Source organism: Lactobacillus sp. ESL0703 (assembly GCF_029433435.1).
Taxonomy (GTDB): domain Bacteria; phylum Bacillota; class Bacilli; order Lactobacillales; family Lactobacillaceae; genus Lactobacillus.
This window is the reverse complement of record NZ_JAQTIB010000001.1, coordinates 520,947-540,245: the sequence shown is the minus strand read 5'-3', so window position 1 is coordinate 540,245 and position 19,299 is coordinate 520,947. Positions and strand designations below refer to the sequence as shown.

The 19,299-nt window shown below is 34.1% G+C and carries 26 protein-coding genes, 1 other RNA gene and 1 pseudogene; 26 read left to right on the top strand and 2 right to left on the bottom strand.

The features are described 5' to 3' along the window. The first annotated feature begins 7 nt into the window (after positions 1-7). From comGA to ssrA, 10 genes are all read left to right on the top strand, one after another. A complete protein-coding gene (gene comGA / locus PT278_RS02465; protein WP_277129918.1) occupies positions 8-982 on the top strand; it encodes a competence type IV pilus ATPase ComGA in 975 nt (324 codons plus the stop codon). Continuing rightward, positions 960-1,952, top strand: a complete 993-nt coding sequence (locus PT278_RS02460; protein ID WP_277129972.1) for a type II secretion system F family protein — start codon at positions 960-962, stop codon at positions 1,950-1,952. The genes comGA and PT278_RS02460 overlap by 23 nt, the downstream gene beginning before the upstream one ends. A gap of 13 nt (positions 1,953-1,965) precedes the next feature. Beyond that, on the top strand, positions 1,966-2,313 hold the full coding sequence (gene comGC, locus PT278_RS02455; protein ID WP_277129917.1) for a competence type IV pilus major pilin ComGC: 348 nt from the start codon (positions 1,966-1,968) through the stop codon (positions 2,311-2,313). Continuing rightward, positions 2,288-2,725, top strand: coding sequence for a prepilin-type N-terminal cleavage/methylation domain-containing protein (locus PT278_RS02450; protein WP_277129916.1), 438 nt, complete (start codon positions 2,288-2,290; stop codon positions 2,723-2,725). The genes comGC and PT278_RS02450 overlap by 26 nt, the downstream gene beginning before the upstream one ends. Further along, complete coding sequence (locus PT278_RS02445) at positions 2,718-2,993, top strand: hypothetical protein (RefSeq protein WP_277129915.1); 276 nt, start codon at positions 2,718-2,720, stop codon at positions 2,991-2,993. The genes PT278_RS02450 and PT278_RS02445 overlap by 8 nt, the downstream gene beginning before the upstream one ends. Beyond that, positions 2,977-3,474, top strand: coding sequence for a ComGF family competence protein (locus tag PT278_RS02440; protein ID WP_277129914.1), 498 nt, complete (start codon positions 2,977-2,979; stop codon positions 3,472-3,474). Before PT278_RS02445 ends, PT278_RS02440 begins: the two co-directional genes overlap by 17 nt. Then, positions 3,446-3,604, top strand: coding sequence for a hypothetical protein (locus PT278_RS02435; protein WP_277129913.1), 159 nt, complete (start codon positions 3,446-3,448; stop codon positions 3,602-3,604). The genes PT278_RS02440 and PT278_RS02435 overlap by 29 nt, the downstream gene beginning before the upstream one ends. A 59-nt stretch (positions 3,605-3,663) precedes the next feature. Continuing rightward, complete coding sequence (locus tag PT278_RS02430) at positions 3,664-4,668, top strand: class I SAM-dependent methyltransferase (RefSeq protein WP_277129912.1); 1,005 nt, start codon at positions 3,664-3,666, stop codon at positions 4,666-4,668. 44 nt (positions 4,669-4,712) lie between these two features. Then, positions 4,713-5,897, top strand: coding sequence for an acetate kinase (locus PT278_RS02425; RefSeq protein ID WP_277129910.1), 1,185 nt, complete (start codon positions 4,713-4,715; stop codon positions 5,895-5,897). Between the two features lie 60 nt (positions 5,898-5,957). Further along, positions 5,958-6,325, top strand: a transfer-messenger RNA (tmRNA) gene (gene ssrA / locus PT278_RS02420). Between the two features lie 60 nt (positions 6,326-6,385). Here the strand turns inward: ssrA and PT278_RS02415 are convergent. After that, a complete protein-coding gene (locus PT278_RS02415) occupies positions 6,386-7,522 on the bottom strand; it encodes a site-specific integrase (RefSeq protein WP_277129908.1) in 1,137 nt (378 codons plus the stop codon). 252 nt (positions 7,523-7,774) lie between these two features. Here PT278_RS02415 and PT278_RS02410 point away from each other — a divergent pair, with 252 nt between their 5' ends. Beyond that, complete coding sequence (locus PT278_RS02410) at positions 7,775-8,545, top strand: FxLYD domain-containing protein (protein ID WP_277129905.1); 771 nt, start codon at positions 7,775-7,777, stop codon at positions 8,543-8,545. Between the two features lie 758 nt (positions 8,546-9,303). Here the strand turns inward: PT278_RS02410 and PT278_RS02405 are convergent. Continuing rightward, positions 9,304-10,212, bottom strand: coding sequence for a hypothetical protein (locus PT278_RS02405; protein WP_277129904.1), 909 nt, complete (start codon positions 10,210-10,212; stop codon positions 9,304-9,306). Between the two features lie 64 nt (positions 10,213-10,276). On the opposite strand from PT278_RS02405, the gene PT278_RS02400 reads away from it, so the two are divergent. The 15 genes and pseudogenes from PT278_RS02400 to PT278_RS02330 all read left to right on the top strand — a co-directional run bounded on the left by PT278_RS02400 (position 10,277) and on the right by PT278_RS02330 (position 19,183). Then, positions 10,277-10,468 carry a helix-turn-helix transcriptional regulator gene (locus tag PT278_RS02400; RefSeq protein ID WP_277129901.1) on the top strand — a complete coding sequence of 64 codons (192 nt, stop codon included), beginning with the start codon at positions 10,277-10,279 and terminating at the stop codon, positions 10,466-10,468. Between the two features lie 2 nt (positions 10,469-10,470). Further along, positions 10,471-10,800, top strand: a complete 330-nt coding sequence (locus tag PT278_RS02395; RefSeq protein WP_277129898.1) for a VRR-NUC domain-containing protein — start codon at positions 10,471-10,473, stop codon at positions 10,798-10,800. Further along, positions 10,790-10,987 (top strand): hypothetical protein, encoded by a 198-nt coding sequence (locus tag PT278_RS02390; protein WP_277129895.1) that lies wholly within the window; start codon positions 10,790-10,792, stop codon positions 10,985-10,987. The genes PT278_RS02395 and PT278_RS02390 overlap by 11 nt, the downstream gene beginning before the upstream one ends. After that, a complete protein-coding gene (locus tag PT278_RS02385) occupies positions 10,971-11,468 on the top strand; it encodes a hypothetical protein (RefSeq protein WP_277129892.1) in 498 nt (165 codons plus the stop codon). The genes PT278_RS02390 and PT278_RS02385 overlap by 17 nt, the downstream gene beginning before the upstream one ends. A 4-nt stretch (positions 11,469-11,472) precedes the next feature. Then, positions 11,473-11,943: an ArpU family phage packaging/lysis transcriptional regulator gene (locus PT278_RS02380; protein WP_277129890.1), complete on the top strand. Its 471-nt coding sequence runs from the start codon at positions 11,473-11,475 to the stop codon at positions 11,941-11,943. Positions 11,944-12,408: 465 nt separating this feature from the next. Then, positions 12,409-13,107, top strand: coding sequence for a hypothetical protein (locus tag PT278_RS02375; protein ID WP_277129889.1), 699 nt, complete (start codon positions 12,409-12,411; stop codon positions 13,105-13,107). Between the two features lie 17 nt (positions 13,108-13,124). Beyond that, positions 13,125-14,273, top strand: a complete 1,149-nt coding sequence (locus tag PT278_RS02370; RefSeq protein WP_277129887.1) for an XRE family transcriptional regulator — start codon at positions 13,125-13,127, stop codon at positions 14,271-14,273. A gap of 26 nt (positions 14,274-14,299) precedes the next feature. After that, the gene (locus PT278_RS02365) at positions 14,300-14,734 is read left to right on the top strand and encodes a terminase small subunit (RefSeq protein WP_277129885.1); all 435 of its coding nucleotides are present in this window, start codon (positions 14,300-14,302) and stop codon (positions 14,732-14,734) included. Beyond that, positions 14,727-15,329 carry a phage terminase large subunit gene (locus tag PT278_RS02360; protein WP_277129882.1) on the top strand — a complete coding sequence of 201 codons (603 nt, stop codon included), beginning with the start codon at positions 14,727-14,729 and terminating at the stop codon, positions 15,327-15,329. The genes PT278_RS02365 and PT278_RS02360 overlap by 8 nt, the downstream gene beginning before the upstream one ends. Positions 15,330-15,401: 72 nt before the next feature. Next, positions 15,402-15,974 (top strand): terminase large subunit, encoded by a 573-nt coding sequence (locus PT278_RS02355; RefSeq protein WP_277129879.1) that lies wholly within the window; start codon positions 15,402-15,404, stop codon positions 15,972-15,974. Positions 15,975-16,008: 34 nt separating this feature from the next. Further along, positions 16,009-17,244, top strand: a pseudogene (locus PT278_RS02350) (phage portal protein); the annotation flags it as partial. A 37-nt stretch (positions 17,245-17,281) separates the two neighbouring features. Continuing rightward, complete coding sequence (locus tag PT278_RS02345) at positions 17,282-17,647, top strand: polymorphic toxin type 50 domain-containing protein (protein WP_277129970.1); 366 nt, start codon at positions 17,282-17,284, stop codon at positions 17,645-17,647. After that, positions 17,634-18,215, top strand: a complete 582-nt coding sequence (locus PT278_RS02340; RefSeq protein ID WP_277129876.1) for a hypothetical protein — start codon at positions 17,634-17,636, stop codon at positions 18,213-18,215. The genes PT278_RS02345 and PT278_RS02340 overlap by 14 nt, the downstream gene beginning before the upstream one ends. Before the next feature lie 9 nt (positions 18,216-18,224). Then, positions 18,225-18,575 carry a hypothetical protein gene (locus PT278_RS02335; protein ID WP_277129874.1) on the top strand — a complete coding sequence of 117 codons (351 nt, stop codon included), beginning with the start codon at positions 18,225-18,227 and terminating at the stop codon, positions 18,573-18,575. Positions 18,576-18,682: 107 nt separating this feature from the next. Next, positions 18,683-19,183, top strand: coding sequence for a hypothetical protein (locus PT278_RS02330; protein WP_277129872.1), 501 nt, complete (start codon positions 18,683-18,685; stop codon positions 19,181-19,183). Positions 19,184-19,299: the final 116 nt, after the last annotated feature.

Genomic DNA, 19,299 nt, shown 5'->3' with positions numbered 1-19,299 from the left:
GTTTTTTATGCGGATTAAAGAAACAGTTACCTGTTTGATTGAAGAAGCAATTGCTAATCATGCCAGTGATATGTTCTTTTTGGCACGTGGTCAAGAAATGCTGGTTAATTCGCGGACAATAACAGGCATTAATGAGCAGGCAAAATTCACTCTGAATGAAGGCAGGGAGATTATTAACTACCTCAAATACGGTGCGCAAATGGATATTGCGGAACACCGCCGGCCACAAGTTGGCGCATTAACGTATGATTATCAGGACAAAAAATATTATTTGCGTTTATCGAGTGTTGGCGACTTTGGTGGTTGTGAATCTTTGGTATTGCGAATTATTTATCAGGTACAGGCAGGACAGTATTTTTTGCCTGAGCAAATCGAACAATTAAAAAGCTTAACAAAAAGGCGCGGATTGGTTGTTACTAGTGGACCAACTGGTTCTGGTAAGACGACTACGATGTATAAATTGGCGCAAGCTGTTGGTCAAAAGCAAATGGTGATGACAATTGAAGATCCTGTTGAAATTCACCAACCAGCCTTTTTGCAGACGCAGGTTAATGATGAAGCAGAGATTAGTTATGCTCGTTTATTGGAGGCAGCCTTACGCCACCGACCCGATATTCTAATTATTGGGGAAATTCGTAATGCCCAAACAGCACGACTAGCAGTTGATGCGGCATTGAGTGGACACCTAGTTTTCGCAACTGTTCATGCTAAGAGTACATTGCAGACAATTTCGCGATTAGAAAGCCTGCAGATTAATCAAAATGAGTTGAGTAACTGCCTAACTGCCGTTTCTTATCAGCGGTTGCTCCCGACCAAAAACGGCTTTTCATGCTTACTTGATATTGCCAGCGGACAAGTTCTGCAAGACAGTATCTGTCAAAGCCAACGTGGTAATTTTGTAAGTTGGGCAGATAATTTAATGAAATTAAAGCAGCGAGGTGAAATTAGTGCGTCGATATATGAACAATTTCAAGAAGGATAAGCTGACGGGACAAGAACAACTGGCTTTTCTTGATTATTTACAAAATAGTCTTGCTAATGGTTTTGCCCTTAATACAAGTTTGGAATTAATGCCAATTTTATGGCCCAAACGCCGAAAAGTATTAGCTAATTTGAGCCAAAGAATGACTTTGGGTGCTGATTTGGGGCAGGAAATGTGGCATTTAGGTTTTAGCAAAACAATTGCGGTGCAAGTTGACCTGGCAATGGAGCAAGGAAATTTGCTTGACTGCTTATCACAACTGGCTACCTTAAATCGTTTAAAAAATGAACAAATTAAAAAGTTAAAAACAGAAATGTCCTATCCAATCGTGTTAGCTGTAATGATGATTGGTTTGCTTGTCTTTATGCAGACTTTTGTCTCAAACCAATTTGTGTCTTCTAATGAGCATACAGGAGATGTAATGCTGGTTGGTTTACTGGGACTGGGATTATTGTTTCTATATTATTTTGCGCAGGTTTTAACACTTTTGCGTAAGCAAGATTATCATTCACTAAAAAGATTAACGCATTACCCGATTATTGGCTCGGCGGTCAAATTATACGTCAATTATTTACTGGTTTATGATATTGGTTTGCTGGTTGCCAGTGGCTTTTCACTGCAAAAGATGTGTCAGTATGCGGCTAATCAGGAACCAGGGTCACTGCAACACTTTATTGGGGTTAAGGTGAACCGGCAATTGGCTAAGGGCAAGAACTTATCGCAAATTATTAAGCAGGAGATATTTTTACCGAACGAATTAGTAATCTTACTTGAGACAGGTTCAACTAAGGGCGATTTGGGTAAAAGCTGCCTGCTACTGGGGCAGACTTTGTTTACTGACTTAACTAGTAAAATCGAAAAGTTAATTGTTAATGTTCAACCAGTCTGCTTTATTTTGATTGGATTGTGCATTATCGGGATGTATCTAAAATTGTTGCTGCCTATGTACGCAATGATGCAGCAGATTTAAGGAGCTATCTATAATGAAGAAAAAGTTTAAACAATATTTATTGAATATTCTAGCCAAATCACGTAAGATGCAGGGCTTCACGTTAATTGAAATGGTCGTGGTTATTGCCATTATTGTGCTGCTGCTTTTAATTATCGCGCCTAATTTGACTAGGCAAAAACAGAGCGCGGCTGAGCGAACCGAAGATGCTTTTAAAACAACACTGCAAACGCAGGCTGACCTTTATGAGGAAGACAAGGACAGGAAGGGCAAAGATATTACTTTCCAGAATATGTTTGAAGATGGTTATTTGACCAAAAATCAGCTGGACAAGTCAAAAAATTATACGGTAACTAATGGTGTGGTTGAAAAGGGCAATTAAAGTAAAATTAGGTGGCTTTACCTTAGTTGAAATGATTGTGTGCTTAGCGATTGCGTTAAGCCTAGTGATGCTTGGAACTGTTGAAATTACTTCATATCGTGAACAACTGATTTTGAATAACACTGCCAAGGAAGTTAAGAGTTCTATCGAGCAAGCAGCACGGTTTAGTATAATTAAGCATGAGGCAGTTACAATGATGTATCAGCCGCAAACAAAGAAAATTGTCTTTATTGGCAGTGGCTTTTCGCAACAGATACAAATTGCACCAACAATTACTGTTTTTGGTTTACATGGCAGAACCGTGATTACGGCTAACGGCATGTTAGCCCCACAAACGATTACTATTAATGATGGTCACCATTCACAAAAAATAAAGATACAAATGCAGTGGGGACGGGCAATTGATGAATAAATTTTGCTTAAACGGCTTTTTACTGGCAGAAAGTATGGTGGCACTTGTTTTGGCGATAATGGGTGTGTCAATGATTGCACTAATTGTGGGTGCCAGTCGAGTAACTGAACGTCAAATCGAGTTAAAGACTGATCGTGCTTATGCTTGGCACGCATTGAAAGAAAATAATTTAAGTAAAATCATGGTCCATGATCGAATTTATCAACCAGCAGGAGCAACAAGTGTCTATGATACAACGGATAAAAAGACTTATGAAGTTAAAAAATAGGGGCTTTATGCTAGCTGAAGCTGTGTTTGCCGTTTTGATAACATTATTAGTTGTCTTGATGCTGCAAAATTTGTTAAAAAGCATGACTTTGGCCAATAAGGCGGAGCACCGTACTGATGATGTAGTCTTTTCTTATGTCCAATTTAATCGCTTTTTACATGATCGCCATACTAAATTGGCCTATGTTGACGTGGCAAATTCCACTTCAAAAAAGGCACAAATTGTAAAAGTAAACCAAGATAATAGCGAAACGATTTATTTGTTAACTTTTTATAAGAATATGATTCGGGCAACAACTCCAGAAGGTGGACATATGCCGCTCTTATTAAATATTAGTCAAGCTAATTTTGTTACCCGTTCGGGGCAGCTTAGAATCAACGTGACAGAAGATGATGGCCGCAAGTCAGAATTATATTTTAAATTGGCCAAACAACCGGAAAAGAAGACAAAAAATGAACAAACTAAAAAAGCCAAAAGTTAAGGCGAGTGCATTACTTAGCAGTGTCTTGGTATTGACTACTTGTCTATTATTTTTGCAATTTTATCAAGAAGTTTATCGAGTAAGTATGAAAAATGACTTGTTATTAATTGAATATCTAGTCAACAATTGATTTGCTTGCACCAATAACCTTGTTTCTATTAAAATGGTAGTAGATAAGGGGAATTAAGCATGGATAAAATTGAAGAACTTTTTAATAAATTTTTGGACTGTGTTAATTGTTTACAGGATGCCTTAAATGTTTCTTTTGGTGAGGCTCTAACTGAAACCTTTGATAATCTTGAAACGGGTAAGATTAAGGTGGAGATGGGAGCTCCTGACAAGGAGACTGTTGCCAAGTTAAGCCAAAAATATGCGGCATTGGATTACGAGCATTTGGCCCAAAAGGATAAGGTACAAATCTTTACTTATTTGGTATTGAAAGCAATTAATGAGGATGAGCTGGATGTTAATCAGATGCCGACGCCTCCAGCAATTGCGACAATTATTGCAATGCTAATGAAAAAATTACTGCCGACGGATAAGAAATTGACGGTTGTTGATCCAGCTGTCGGTACTGGTAGTTTACTTTATGAAGTCATTAATCAGTTAAGAATGGCTAATCATTCTAAGCTAAATTATGAATTAGTTGGCATTGATAATGATGAAGAAGTGCTAAACTTCGCGGATGTTGGTGCCCATTTGAATGGCATTAAGATTGACTTGTATTGCCAAGATGCTCTTAGTCCGTGGCTAATTGAGAATCCAGAAGCAGTAGTCAGCGATTTGCCAATTGGTTATTATCCAATTGATGATAATGCCGCTAATTTTGCAACAAAGGCTGAAAAGGGTCATTCTTTTGCGCATCTTTTGTTTATTGAGCAAATTATTAAAAATCTGCAGCCTGGTGGTTATGCCTTTTTAGTTGTGCCGAAATCAATTCTTTCTGGTAAGGTAGGGGCAGACTTTATGCCGTGGCTTGCCGAGAAGGTCTTTTTGCGGGCAATTGTAGAACTGCCTGACAAGATGTTTCAGAATAAATTTAACCAAAAGTCAATCCTGGTATTTCAAAATCATGGTACAGAAATTAGCAGCAGCGAGGTCTTGCTCACAAAGTTAGACTCAATTAAGGAGCAAGAAGAGCTAATTAAGCTTAATGTCAAGCTAAATGAGTGGTATACTAATAACATTCATTAATTTGTGAAAAATTACAAAGTTACATGTATGGAGGAATTTTATTTATGAAAAAAGTTTTAGCAATTAACTCAGGTAGTTCTTCTTTTAAGTATAAGTTGTTTGCTTTACCAGAAGAAAACGTATTAGCAGAAGGTCTTGCTGATCGTGTAGGGATTGATGGTTCATCATTTGAAATCAAATTAGCTAATGGTGAAAAGCATAAGGAAGAAGTAGCTATTCCAGATCAAGAAACTGCTGTAAACTTATTGCTTAAAGCATTGGAAGAATACAAAGTAATTGACGACTTAAGCGAAATTGTTGGTGTTGGTCACCGTGTTGTTGCTGGTGGGGAAGCATTCTCTGACTCAGTTATTGTCGACAAGGATAAATTACAAACTATTTATGACTTGAAGGAATACGCACCTTTACACAACCCAGCTGAAGGTAAGGGAATTGAGGCATTCATGAAATTGCTCCCAGAAGTACCAGAAGTTGCTGTTTTTGATACCTCATTCCACCAAACTTTGGATCCAGTACACTACATGTACTCAATTCCTTATAAATATTACCAAGAATATGGCGTTCGTAAGTACGGTGCTCACGGTACTTCAGTTCGTTACATTGTTGGTCGTGCCGCCGAAATGCTTGGCAAAGATGCTAAAGATTTGAAGATGGTTGTTTGTCACTTAGGTTCAGGTGCTTCAGTTACTGCAGTTAAGAACGGTAAGTCTTATGATACTTCAATGGGCTTTACACCAATTGCAGGTATTACAATGGGTACACGTTCAGGTGATGTTGATCCTTCAGTTTTGCAATACATTATGAACAAAGACAACATTGATATTAACCAAATGATTAGCATTTTGAATGACAAGTCAGGTTTACTTGGTATTTCTGAAATTTCTTCAGATATGCGTGACTTGGAAAATAATGCTGACAATAAGGCTGGTCTAGCTCGTGAAATCTTTATTGATCGTGTAGTTCAATATGTTGGTTCTTACGTTGCTGAAATGGGCGGTGTTGATGCAATTGTCTTCACTGCTGGTGTTGGTGAACATGATAGCAGCGTTCGTGAAAATGTCATGAAGGCCTTTGAATTTATCGGTTTGGACCCTGACTTTGAAGCTAACAAGTCCAATGGTGAGAAGTTCATCTCTAAAGACGGCTCAAAGGTTAAGGCAATGATTATCCCGACTGACGAAGAATTGATGATTGAACGTGATGTTGTTCGTTTAGCTCACTTGAACTAATTAATTGAACTTTTTTAATCGTATGTCGATGTGAATTATGCTATAATTAGAGAGTCTCAAGGGGATGTTTTGGGATTCGACAGGCGTAGATTCGCATTGACTGCGGTTTGTAGGTCACGTCTACATTAAAACGTCACAGAACTTTAACTGCAAATAAAGAAAATTCTTACGCATTAGCTGCTTAATTTAGCGCTTATGCCTTGCCTAGTATTGGATTACTCACGTCTAGTAATAGGTATCAAATTAGTGAGTTACGTTTAACTACCTCATCTGAATAGTTAAAAAGAGTCCTAAGCAGGTTAGCTAGTTCATCCTAGCCCTGTTATATGGCGTTTTGGACTAGCGAAGTTCAAGTAATATAACTATGATCGTAGAGGTCAGTGACGGAATGCGTTTGGACAGGGGTTCAATTCCCCTCATCTCCACTATATGCAAAAGAAGCCTTGATAAATCAAGGCTTCTTTTAGTTTTAAAGTAATTCCACATGATTAAATATTTAAAGTCTTGATTGAGCTAATGGCATCTTTTCTGTTGGAGTTGTTAATATGGGTATAAATATTCATTGTCATGGCAATTGTTTCATGTCCCATTAGCATTTGAACTGTTTTAGGCTTAACATTGGTTTCACTAATTAGCAAAGTAGCAAAAGTGTGACGGAAGCCATGAATTGTTATCTTTTTTAATTTGGGGTTTGTTTTATAAATTGCCCTTAACCACTGATCTGGTTTACTGAGTGTCAAATATTTTCCAAGTGACGTATGAAATAGTTTGTTAGAAATAAGGGCTTGTTTGCGCTCGTAATTTTGAAATTCTAGTAATACTTGTTTTAACTTTGTAGAAATAGGCACGACGCGATTAGACATTTCGCTTTTTGGCGATTGGACAATCAGTTTATTGTCATAACCATATGATAGGGTCTTAGTGATTGATATTTTATCGCCTACAAGATCAACATCATTCCATGTTAAAGCCAAAGCTTCAGATTTACGTAATCCAGTTGTTGAAAGAAGATAAAAGTAAGTGTATGGCCGAATGCTATAATTTTTGGCAGTTACTAAAAATTCTTCTAGTTCTTTACGTGTGTACACATTGTGTTTTATATCTCGCCGCGGTCGAGCCGTTCTCTTTGGCATGATTATTCGCTTAACAGGATTTTCTTTTACATATCCAAGCCTGATGGCATATTCGTATAAAATACCTACTTGTCTGACAACATCCTTATATTTAACAATTTCTTTTGCTTTTTTATCGGCAAAACGTTGAATTGTTTTAACCTGTACCTTATCCATGTATTTATTTCCAAATACAGGCTTAATGTGATTACGATACATTATTAGAAGTTTATTTGCAGTTGATTCTTTAACTTGGTCTTTATAATTTTCAAACCAAAGCTCATAAATTTCATCAAATTTTATTTGATTTGGTCGTTGATACGACTTTTCAATTCCTTTTGCTTTTAGCTTGGTCAGCTCAGAAGCAGCTTCGTTATATGTATTGAAGCCTTGTCTGGTGACGCATATTTGCTTACCGTTTTCATCCAAGCCAATATATGCTTGGAATTTCCATTTTTTCTTGCCAGATTTTAAAGTATATTCTTTAATTTGTTTATTTGTCCTACGTGGCATAACAAAATCCTCCTTATTATGATAAAATTGAATAGACAAAAGACACCGATACTGTATCAGCATCTTTTGTTTACTACATTTATAGCTCTCAAGAACAGGGTCGCCAAACTTTCGTTCTTGAGAGCTTTTTTGGTTTTAAAGCAGCCATAGGTTTATCGTCATTGGCGCCGTGGACAAATTTATCTTTTATTTTTATTCTTAATTTAATACAATTATTAATGAAAGCGCAATATTTATATTAAGGAGATAGAAATGAAAAAAATTAAATACTTTGCTATTATGCTTCTTATACCACTGATGCTGGCTGTTGCAGGCTGTAGTAGTAAGAAAAAAGCTGTTAAATATTATGATTCAGATTTTATTTCTGCATTAGAACAAGGCTTACAAAATAGGTGGAACTATACAGATACAATCAAAGATACTTCCAACATAAAACGATCTGAATATACCAAAATGGTTAATGAAGAGCTGGATTCAGTTGAAGATTATAAAAACAAGAAGTTTAAGAATGACAATTTGCATGAAGAAGCTTTGGAGTATATAAATGCTTTGCATCAGCAAAAAGCTGCAATTAGTAGTTATAGTGATTCAAGTTTTCCTGTAAAATGGAGCAATAGTTACAATAAGCGTACAGATGTTTTAATTAAAATCAATAAAATTCATAAATTATCTTTTGATTCTAAATATGATAGTTATTGGACTGAAATTACACGAAATGGATCCAGTGTTGAGAATAAAACTAAAAGGGATCAACAAATTTCTACATTAATTAAGCATATTAAGTTTAAATTATCTAAAAACGAAGATGGCTTAAAAACTTATGATGCAAATGTAAAGAACATTACTGATTATAGTTTTAAGACTTTTTCAATTAATGTTAAACTCCTAAATAATAAAGGAGTTGTAGTTGATACTCAACCAATTAGTATCGACAATTGGAGTAAGAAACAAACTAATCAATTAGAATTTGAAACTGAGAAAGATTTTAGTAAATATAAAATAGTTAAAGACTTCGTAGAATAATAAATTCGAATGCAGATCAGCAATGATCTGCATTTTTTGTCTAAAATTTAAGTAATTTTAGCAAAGATTAATTATGAATAATACCGCTTACTTTAGAATCAAAAAAACAAATCATTATTGTTTCTAAACAAATTCACTACATCATCGTACATTCTTGTTGGAATACCATAGGTCTGCATAAATTGGCTGGGTTCTTCATAGCAATCATATTGCTTAGCAGCGTAATTAAAAATTAAATTAAGTGATTAAAGGTCAGCATGGCGTTCCTTAGATGTAAGAGAAGTACCGCAATAGCATGAAATACCTTGATCTCCGTCCACTAAATGCCCAATTTCATGACCAATAATGAAAGGCAACTCAGCCTTATTTTTCCAGTTAGTGTTGATAATGATGAGCTTTTTGGTTTTATTAGCAAAAGAACTGAAGTCTTCATCAGCTGGAACTAATAAATAACCAATATCCTGACTAAAAGCAAAATCAAATAAATAATAACGGGTTAATAATGGACTATGACGGATTTACTCCATATTAAAATCGTTTAACCATAGTATTTTATAAATCAATTTAATGGATAACAATAATAGTTTTCTAGCTGACTGGTTGGTAATTATGAAATTAGTCTTTGATCAGCAATTAAAAATAATTTTGCCAACAATATATATGATATGTGGTGGACTAGTAGTAATTATTACGTTGGTGTTTCTAACAATGTTAGTTAATTAGATATTGCTATATTTTTATAGAAAAAATGATAAAAATCAATGAAATAAGCTTAATAACCAGTTAAAGAAACCAATAATAGCCACTGTATCTTCTATTGGCCCAGTTACAAAATCTTTCATTAACAAACAAATATATACAATGTTTTGAATTGCTTTTGGATGAGAGTATATAAAATCAGCAAAGGTAATGTTTTTACCATTCATAGAAACTTTAGTTGTAAACTGTGCGTCCTTGTTGGATTTATAAGCAGAAAATAAGGCTTTTACTAAACCCAGAGAACGAGAACTTGGAAATGTAATTTCTTCTATGTCATTTTGATACGGTTCATTTATATAAAGATTTTCTGCTTTTGAATTATCGATATCATTATTAGACTGAGTTAAGGTTTCGGTTTTATCAAGTATTTCTGAAACCATGTTAGGAATTCTGAAATCTTGATTACAAAAAGTATTCGCTAAGGATTGTATTTGTTGTGCTCCTATAGTTTGAAATAGATCTTTAGGGACTGTAGTAATTATATTGGCATTTTTAATTGAATTTATATACATTGATGTCCATTTATCAATTGAGGCGTGAATTTCAGGTGCTACATATAAATTTACATAATTTTGGGTAAGTTGCGCTGATTTATATGAGCCCATAGCAATGGAACGTGATAGTGCCGACATCTTATCAGGGTAAATAAGAGTATTTTTAATTGAATAATTGGCAGCTAATGAATAATTTGAAATATTTAATTTTGAATTAACTGATTGAAATTCTTTCAGATACGGGTTTGATTTTGCAAAATTTGTTTGTAATTTTTTAAAAGGTCTAATAAGTTCTTTGTCCCAATAGTCATATGGTAAGACACTTTTAGCAGCTAAGAAATGATTATTGAGATTAGTATAGTTAAATGAATTGTCTAAGTTTGTTAATGAATTGATATTATTTTCTTTATTCATATTTTCCTTTCAGATAAAAAGCACAATATATAGATACTATGTATTATTATACACAAAAGGACACATGATGTTGTGGAACAAAATACAAATTATTTTAAATAAAAAGCATTGGTCTTTAGCAAAACTAGCTGAGGAATCCGATGTAAATTATGAAACGTTGAAAAAATATAAATTTTCTGGGCAAGAACCCAATTTTAGTAAAGTATGTAAAATTGCTGATGCGCTAAGTATCAGTTTAGATGAATTGAGGTGTTAAACATGACAGAACATGATATTCAAAATACAATTCGCTTAGCATTCTCACAGCGGCATTATCTATGCTTTCGTGTAAATGTTGGCAAGGTTTTAATGCAGAATGGTCGTTGGTTTGATACAGGACTGCCAAAGGGATTTCCTGATTTATTTGGGTATGACAATCTGAATAAGCCATTCTTTATCGAAGTTAAATCTAAGATTGGTAAGCCTGGATCTGATCAACTTAGATTTCATAAGATGCTTACTGATCGCGGCATTTGTCACGGTATTGCTCGCAGTCCTGAAGAAGCAATTGCAATTGTGAAAGGAGATCTAATTGGATATGGATATTAATTCAGTAGTCCGTTTAAATGATGGTAGGACATCTTATCAAGTTAAGGAAACAATGGATGAATTCCGTAAAGAAGTTTATGAATGCGATGAAAATACTTTTATCCTGTTAACTGATGTTTCCTTGGGCAAAATCTTAATCAACATTTCCAATATTATTTCGGTGACAAATTATGACAATTCCTTATGACTTGATTCATGAAATTGAAGCAAAATATGGAACGCTGGATATTCCGGACAGTAATCCGTTAATGATTGAATTGCATCATGAGACAGGCGCTAAAGTTCGTAAGCAACGCAATCCTAGGAAAGTCTGCCCGTATAAATATAGACCGCATTTTTATGACGATCGAATTGTCAAATTAATTAAAGATGGCTATTCAATTGGTGAAACAGCAAGTATAGCTGGACATGCACGGCAGACAGTTAATTTAATTATTGACCATTATCATTTACGGCTGCGGTTGCCGTTCATTTATCAATATCAGGATGTTTACTTGTCTAGTCTATCCAATCTTGCATATTGGAATATCAAGGCACGTTCAACTGAAGCTGCCAAACGCAGAACACATGGCGAAATTACGGTTAAGAAATTCCACTGGTGTGATATTCCAATCAGTGGCAAGTACATGATAAATGGCAATGATACAGAAATTTTTGTAAAGGGGTAATTCAATGCAATTCTTTCGCGAGCTTGATGAAAAGAAAACAGCTGATAAAACTGAAAACTTTTTAGATTACAAATTACCACAGTTTATTGAGCAAACAGGATATTTATTGCCTGATTTAGCTAGTTCTAAATGGTCTAGCATGCCTAAAAGTCCTAATACAATCAACTCGCGTGAAGATAATTTACTTGAAGCAATTGAGATTGACCGCATTATGCGAGCTATTCATCAAACAATTTATCATTGTTCGTCAATTAGTAAAATAATCCTTGTATCATTATTTATAAAGCGTAATTCAGTAGAGCAGACGATGCAGTTACTACCTTATGAGAAAACTCGCTATTATAAGCGATTAAAGCCCAAAGCGTTAATCGAATTTGCTAATAAGTATCATTATTATGAGAATCAGAATGGTGTTGATGATGATAATTTTATTGAATTAAGAATTTTTAAAAAACAACATTCAGAGGAATTTTAGAGCAAATTGTGTGACTATAAATCATGCTATATTAGTATTGTCGAAAGATTAGGCAGCGGATAATACCTGAATTTTCGACACCAGTTTTAACGGAGCATTTCCTCCTGTATATTGGTTAGCGGTGACGGTCTCTTATATAGGTTCGATTCCTATAACCGCTATCGGTTTTACTGATTAGAACTATTTCAACTTTGATCACAGCGTAGGGTAATGGATCTAGGCAAATTACAATTCTGTAGCACTTTATATCTTTAATAGCTATGGATATTTGTAAGAATGAATTTTTATATTAAGCCAGATTATTTTAATTATTAGTGAAAAAATCACATTGTTAATAAATTATTTAAAAATTGTAAAACTGTTAATTATATGATATAACATAATAAATAAGCGATTTTTAGCATTATTTTTAAGATAATTATTAGTTTTTACTTGTGAATAAAATTCACAGAAAGAGGTTCTTAAATGAAAATTGATTTTGATGATACTAAATCAGCTAGTGAATTAGTAGATGAATATTTTAATCATGTTGATAAAGCTATTTTAAACAAATGCACATATATAGGATATAAACAAATTATTGAATTAACTAAGGATCAAAATACTTTTTTAAGTGAGTTATTAAAGCTAGATTATCTTAGAAATAGGAATGTTAAACCAGAATTGAAAAATCTTGCTGTAGAATTTATGATAATTAAAGCTTGTAAACAGGGTGCGTTATCGTTTACTCCGAAATATGTAGAAAACTATAAGCAAACAGGTAGTAATTTAAGACTTTTTTCGTCAGATGACAGAGCAATTTTAACTATTAATCAAGTTAGTGACACTAATGTAAGTAGTCGAAATGCTAGATTTAGAACAAACTTAAGATATAAATATAATAATCAATTGAGTTTGTTTGATACAAATTCTTCTATTGCTGATACAAGTATGCTAAAATTGTATTTTGAATTAACGCATGGCTATCAAAGCGAAGAACCTCAGTTTGTTGTTTTAGGAATTCCAGATTCTAAGGGTAAATGGGTTACAAAAGAAAACATTTCAAGCGTTTTTGAGCGTTATACAGATATTGAACGTGAAGAGATTAGTACAGTTACTAACGAAATATCTAAATTCAATAAAGATGATTTTGGGTTATTCATAGAAAATAAACAGAAAAGTTAATTAGTTAGGAAAAAATCATGGGGAAAGTGAAGACTATTAGAGAAGCAGTAGATGGTTCTCGTCTTACTTTTTTACGAGAACTACATGGTATGACAGTAAAAGATTTGGCAAGTAAGTTAAATGTTACGTCAGCCAACGTTTCACAATTAGAACATAATAAAAGAAAAATAGATTTTAAAACAGTCCTTGAAGTGTCTAAAATATTTGATGTTTCACATGAATTTTTGTTAAATACTGATAGCATTCCAGAACTTGATGAGGCACAATTTTTCAGAAAAAAATCTGTTGTGACTAAAAGAAAGCAAAGGCAAGCTGTCCAAAAAGCTCGCCTTTTCATATATTTAGAGACCAAAATTAGTTTGGAATATGGATTAAGCTATTTTGAACTTCCTGAATATGCAAATACAAGTAATGAATTTAAAATATTAGATTATTGGAAAATAGATTCTATTGCTAATTCTGTTCGGTATGATTTTAAATTGGGAAATGGACCTATATCCAATATGACATTATTGGTTGAAAGAATGGGTATCAGAGTTTGTTTTATTGACTTGGATGATGAAGGAATTGATGCACTTACTGTAAGATATAATAATCACTTTTATATCTTAATAAATTCAAAAATATCATCTAGTGTTAGAGTAAGATTTAACATAGCGCATGAACTAGGACATATTCTTCTGCACTCAAATTATTCTAAAAATGATATTGATGATTCGAGTAACCATAAAGCTATTGAGTCTGAAGCTCAACATTTTGCCGGTGCATTGCTAATGCCAGAGGAGGGATTAGCAACAGATATGTATGCTACTAACATGGAGCATTTAAAAGAATTAAAACTTCACTGGTTAGTTTCTATACAAGCTTTAATTTATCGTGGCAATGAAATTGGTCTGATTTCCGACCAACAAGCTTTATATTTAAGGCAGACTATTTCTAGAAATGGGTTAAGGCATAAAGAACCGTATGATGATGAAATTCCAGTAGAAAAACCTACGTTTTTATCAAGTGCTTTAAATTATTTGTCGATTAATGTTAGCAATTATGTTAGAAATATTTCTGAAGATACAGGAATAACTTTTAGTAAGATATGTGTTTTTTTAGGAATTAATAATGGTGATAAAATTAGTGATACTGAATATACAGGATTGCATATAGTTAAATAAGATATTTAGAAAGAAGGTGGTAATGCTTGAGCTTAACAGTAAAACAACAGAAATTCGCAGATGAATACATTAAGTCGGGTAATGCTACGGAAGCAGCAATTAAAGCAGGTTATTCGAAACGAGCAGCTTACTCAATTGGACAAGAAAACCTGAAAAAAGTTGAAATTGCTAATTACTTAGAAAAACGGATGAAAGAAATATCAGATAGTAAAGTTGCTGATCAACAAGAAATACTTGAGTATTTGTCATCTGTGATGCGAGGCGAGCAAACAGAAGATGTAGCAACAGCTAAAGGCATTTTTAAAGATGCTAAAGTCGGTGCTAGAGATAGGATTAAAGCAGCTGAATTGCTGGGCAAACGTTCAGCAATGTGGACAGAGAAGCATGATATGAATGCTAGAATTGCAAGTCCAGTACAAATAATTGACGATATTCCAAAGGATAGTGAAGAAGATGGTTAGATTATCTAGCTTGATTGCACCATCCTTTTTTAGTGTCTATCAAGATGTAAAACATCATCGCTATGCTAATTATTGGCTAAAGGGAGGACGTGGTTCAACCAAGTCCTCTTTTGTTTCGCTTGTAATTGTTCTGGGCATGATGCAAGACCCAGAAGCGAATGCAGTGGTAATCAGAAAGGTTGCTGCAACGTTGCGTGATTCAGTATTTGACCAATATCTCTGGGCAATTGATAAGCTAGGCGTTGCAGATTACTGGGCAAGTTCAACTAGTCCAATGCAGCTAACTTATTTGCCAACAGGTCAGCAAATTCGCTTCAAAGGAGCTGACAAACCGCAAAAGATTAAGTCGCAGAAGTTTAGACACGGTTACACAAAATTTAAGCACTTTGAAGAAATATCAGACTTCAAAGGTATGGAAGAAATTCGTAACATCAACCAATCTTTAAACAGAGGTGGTTCTGGCATTGTTACGTTTAGCAGCTATAACCCACCTGCTAGTCAGCGTAATTGGGTCAATGAAGCAACAGAGCAGCAAAGCTTACGTTCTGATACGTTGGTACATTCATCTGATTACCGTAGTGTACCAAAAGAATGACTGGGTAAAGAGTTTATTGCTGACGCTGAACAACTTAAGCTTGATAACGAAAAAGCCTACCAGCATGAGTATTTGGGCGAAGTAACTGGTACAGGTGCAGAAGTATTTGACAATCTGACTATTCGTCAGATTACTCAACAGGAACGCGATAACTTTGAAAGTATTTATCATGGTATGGACTTCGGTTTTACTAACGATCCTACTGCTTATATTGATATTGCTTATGAGCCTAATAGGCGACGTATATTATTACTTAATGAAATTTATCAGCGTCGATTAATGAACAATGAAGCTACTGAAAGAATTAAGCATACAGGCGTTGGACATAGACTTATTTCAGCAGATGCAGCCGAGCCAAATACGATTGCTGAATTGCGCAGACTGGGTCTTAACGTTGTAGGCGCGCCGAAAGGCAAAGGAAGTCGTGAATTTACTTATAAATGGCTGCAAGGATTGAGTGAGATTGTCATTGATCCTGTGACTTGTCCGAATGCTGCTAGAGAATTTAAGGGTTATGAATACGAGCGTGATGGCATGGGTAACTTGATTGAAAATTACCCTGATGGCAATGACCATACAATTGATGCTGTTAGATATGGAATGCGTAGACAAATGGTGAAGGGAGGTTTCGTGCCATGGAAATAAAAGCGATGCAGGGCTAAAAGCTAAATCAAAAGAAATAGCGAGTTTTACTAACAATTATGAGAAATCGTTACGCTATTACAAGACTCAGAATGACATTACTAATAAGAATAATGGCAAATCTAAGACGAATAAAGACGGTAAGGACGAGCCGCTAAGACATGCGGATAATCGTGTCAGTTCCAATTTCCACCAGCTACTTGTTAATCAAGAAGCTGGTTATGTAGCTACAGTGGCACCCCAGATTGATGTAGGCAGTCAGCAGGATAGCAATAGGGTAAGTGACGTACTTGGCGATAACTTCAATTTGACGCTCAATCAGTTAGTAATTGATGCAGCCAATGCTGGTATTGCATGGTTACATTACTGGGTTGATGAAGATGGTAATTTCAGGTATGGCGTGATTGAACCTAGTCAAATAACACCAATTTGGTCAACTGAACTTAATCGTAAGTTGCTGGCAGTATTGCGTAGCTATCGTCAGTTTGACGAAGAAAAAGGTGAATACTTTAATGTTCATGAATATTGGACAGATAAAGAGTGCCAAGCTTTTAAACAAACGAATGGTACTGATAAGTATGAACTGGAACCGTATAACTGTTTTACTAGCTATGACATGACAGCTGGCTATGAAACTGGTCAAAGTAATGTGTATAAGCATGACTTGGGTCGTGTTCCGTTTATTGCGTTTCCTAAAAATAAGTTTGAGCAGCCAGACCTTTTAAAGTATAAAGGTTTGATTGATGCCTATGACGATATTTACAACGGCTTTATCAATGACTTAGATGATGTGCAAGAAGTTATTCTGGTGCTGACTAATTATGGCGGTGAAGATATTGACAAATTTGAAAATAATTTGAAAGTTCATAAAGCTATTAAGTTAGACAACATCGGAACTGGCGATAAATCAGGCGTTGATAAGTTAACAATCGACATACCAACTGAAGCCCGAGATGATGCCCTGAAAATTACGCGTGAAGATATTTTTCTGTATGGTCAAGGTGTTGATCCTGCTAAGTTTGAATCAACTAATGCTTCAGGCGTAGCAATTAAGATGCTGTATTCACACTTGGAGATGAAGGCAGCAAACACTGAAACACATTTTCGGGATGCAATTAACGAGTTAGTCAGAGCAATTATGAACTATCTGCATTTATCTAATCCAGAAGGGCGTAAAATCACGCAGACATGGACGAGAACGCAGGTTGAAGATGATTTAACACAGGCACAAACAATTGCTCAGCTGGCTAATTATACGTCAAAGGAAGCAATTTGTTGATGATGCAAACACTCAAATTGAAAACAGAGCAGTGCATGTTGAGCCAAAAAAGAATGGTAAGTATGACTGGAATGAGCTTAACATTGAAACGTATAATAAGCATGTAAAAGATACACCAGAATATGAAAATTATGCTAAAGGACGTAAGAAGCCAGTTAGTGAATTAACAGTTTTGTTTGAAGAAACTAATGAATTACTTAAGAAATATGGAATTAAGAGATTTAGTCGACATCAAGCGTATTTTAAAGCCACATATTACATTGGTTATTGGGTTGATAATAAAGGTAAACGTCATCCAACGAAAAAAGGTCGTATTAGTTATAGTAAAAAAGGTGCACATATTACGCCGATGATGCCTGATAATTATGTGAAGGGAGGTTATCATGGATCCAAATAAAATGAAATTTACAGATATTTTAGCTAAATTTAGAGCTAGAGAGGTTTTATTCACTCTTAAAGATGGTACTAAAAAGAAAATATTTGTTGAAGAAATTGAGAATAATGACTGTTTGCTCATAAATAATTTAACTGAATATCTTGATGGAAGTTGGTTCCAAGAATATTTTTTTATCATTATTAGAAAGATGCATTTTTTAAGCTTGGATAATGCAGATGAAATAAAAGAATTAGAAACCTCATCCATAGGCGAAAAATTTATATCTATTTCTTTACGTCTTGAGCATAGTAATGTGAGAGAAGCTAAAATAATTAAAAAACTAAAAAAGCGGTCTAATTGCTATGAAATTAGATTAGATGGAAATACAAACCATGTAAGAATTGTTTTTTTTACTGGTCCAACTTGTGTTTTCGAAGTAGAATCCTGTGTTTTATCTTATATAATTGATAAAGCAGACTTTTTAGAGACTGAGTCGAAAGTTGACAATTTAATTAATGAAGCATTCTTAGTAAGGACTAATTTAAAAAAGAATAATATTAAGGAATATGTGGAAAAAGTGGATTTGTAGGTGAGTTAATTGAAATTAGATGATTTTCTAAAAAAATACATAGTAGGTAATAATGATAAATTAAAAAAGAAAATGGCTTCTCCTAAATATACATTATCAAATGAAATTATGGGATTAGAAGCTAGACTTGGATTAACTCAGAAAGAAGCAGCAAAATACTTAGGTATATCAATAGAAGAATTACTATCTATGGAAAATGTGGATTTGCCGATAAGTAAAGAAAAATATAAACTAGTAATAGATAAACTGCTAGAAAAATTATGGTCAAATATCAGTATTAGTTATAAAGCTGTCAATGAAAGTATCGAGTCGAAAAAAAAACAGCTTAAGAGAGACAAATACAAAATCATTAAAGTTTAAAACATATACAAATTCAAATGTAGAGAAGTATTATACTCTTGACTATGTAAATGTAAAACAAACACAAAATAATCAAATATATGGTTATAGCAGTTAGGGAGATTCATATGAGTGATAGCATATTGTCAATTGAGCACTTGTCTGTGCCTACTATATTGCAAGATAATTGTTCGAATATAATTGCATACATAAATACGTTAGACAAAGATAATATTTTAAGAAAAATAATAAATGAAAACAAATTAGATAAAGAATCTGATGATGAGTTAACGACTCATGGTCAACTCGGTATTGAATTTGTAAAGGAAGAAAATATATTTGTTGTTATATTCGGATTTGTATATGAGTACCAATCTGTTGGTGAAAAATATTGTAACGGAAAGATAAACAAAATTAGTGAAAAAGAAGCAATTGCGGCAATAATAAATAGCAAGGTCAAAGTTTTAGATAATGATAGTGAAGTTAAAGTATCTCAAGAAGTTTTGGCTTTACCATTGCTTTCTAAGGCTAGCCAACTTACTTATAATTTGACTTCTGAATTAGCATCAATACCTCAAGGAACAAAATTTGATGTTGAAAATTTTGAAGGCTTAAAAAACAACTTATAATAATTATAATTTTTAAAAGCAGGGTATTGATCCTGCTTTTTGTTTGCCCTGAGCATGGCATAAAAAGGCTTATTTTTTTATACCCTTGCGAGAAGTCAACTCGTAGAAAAGATGTT